Raw genomic sequence first — 1,636 nt, 5'->3', positions numbered from 1 at the left:
GTACCACGGCGTCCTTATACGAACCTGCGCTGTGTGGCGCGTGGCCTGGGGGCGTCCCAGCGAAGGAAGCATGCTCACCCTTGTTGGTGGGCATTTTTCGTTGGGCGGTGGTGCGGGCTGCGGTGTGGGCGGTGTTGCGGAGGTTGCTGCTGGTGAGTTGGTCGAAGGGTGGGACGAGCTGGGCGGCGGCGCTGGTGCCGGTGGTCTGGTTGTGGACGAGGGTCGGCGGGATGGACGGGGCTGGGTCAAGCGAGGCGTCTTCGACTGTGGCACTGGCGGTGATCCCGGATGCTTCTTCGGCGGGCGTGCTGCTCGGTTGTAGTGCGGTGGAGCCGGTGTCCGCGTCGTCTGATTGTCGAGCCGTATTGTTAGTGTTATCTGGTTGCTGTGTGGTATTTTTGGTGTCGGTTGGGTTATTTGGTGCGTCTATGAGTATTGAGGTGTCTGTTGGAGGCGTGTCTGTGCTGCTGGGGATGATGGCTTGTCCGTTGTCGTCTATTTCTGGGTTGATTAGGATGCGTTGGAAGAAGACGTGGTTGAGTTGTTTTTTGAGGTGGTCGGGGGCGGCTTGGTAGAGGTGGTGGCAGTCTTCGAGGAGGTCGAGGGCTTGGCTGAGGTGGGTGCGTACGAGTTGGGTGTCGGCTTGGTAGCTGTTGAGGGTGCGTTCGATGCTGTGTAGCTCGGTGCTGAGGCGGTCTTGTTCTTCTTTGAGTAGGTCTAGGGGGATGGCGCCGTTGTAGTGGGCTTGGAGGAGTTGGTGTCGTTGGTCTTTGAGGTGGGTGCGGCGGGTGGTTAGGGAGCGGATGGTGTTTTGGCTGGTGGCTTCGATGTGTTCGAGTTCGTCAAGGAGGTAGCGCTCAATGAGCTGGCGATCTTGGGCTGTGAGGTGGATCTGGCGGTATAGGTCTGTGATTTGTTCTTCGACTTCGTTGATGAGGACGGCTCGGAAGGTGCAGTCGTGTTTGCGGTGGCGTCTGGCGCATACGAAGTAGCGGTAGATCTGGTGGTGGCGGTTCTTGGAGTTTTGTACGAGTAGGCGGGAGCCGCATAGTCCGCAGGTGATGGTGCTTTTGAGGTGGTGGTTGTGGATGCGGTGGCGTTCGCCGTTGCGGTGGGATGTCAGGATGTTTTGGACGGTCTGCCAGGTGTCGGTGTCTACTAGTGGCTGGTGTTTGCCGGGGTATTCGACGTCTTGGAAGGTGATGGTGCCTTTGTAGTAGGGGTGGCGTAGTAGTGTGTGGAGGTGTCTGGGTGAGATGGGTTTGGCTGGTTTGTTTGGTGTGGCTGGGGTGGTGAGGCCTAGTCCGGCCAGGTGGTCGGCGAGTTTGCGTAGTGTCCAGTTGCCGGTGGCGTACTGGCTGAATGCCAGTTGTATGAGGGGTGCGCGTTCGGGGTCTAGTTCGACGGTGCGGGTTTCTCTGCCGTGTTCGTCTCGGCCGCGGACGTTGAGGTAGCCCAGGGGTGCTTTGCCGACTGTGCCGCCGTTTCTGGCTTTTTCGCTCATGCCTTTGATGACTTCGTTGGCCAGGTTGCGGCTGTAGAACTCGGCGATGGAGCTCATGATGCCGTGCAGCAGGATGCCGCCGGGGGTCTGGTCGATGTTCTCGCTGGTGGAGATCAGGCGGACGCCGGCTTC

The 1,636-nt window shown here is 59.5% G+C and carries 1 protein-coding gene; it reads right to left on the bottom strand.

The features are described from left to right. Positions 1-1,636 (bottom strand): recombinase family protein (locus EUC46_RS12370; protein WP_128774455.1); only part of this gene is annotated, 1,636 nt, incomplete at both ends.

The organism is Actinomyces oricola (assembly GCF_004104015.1).
GTDB lineage: Bacteria > Actinomycetota > Actinomycetes > Actinomycetales > Actinomycetaceae > Actinomyces > Actinomyces oricola.
The sequence above is the reverse complement of the archived record's forward strand: the minus strand, read 5'-3'. Positions and strand labels throughout refer to the sequence as shown.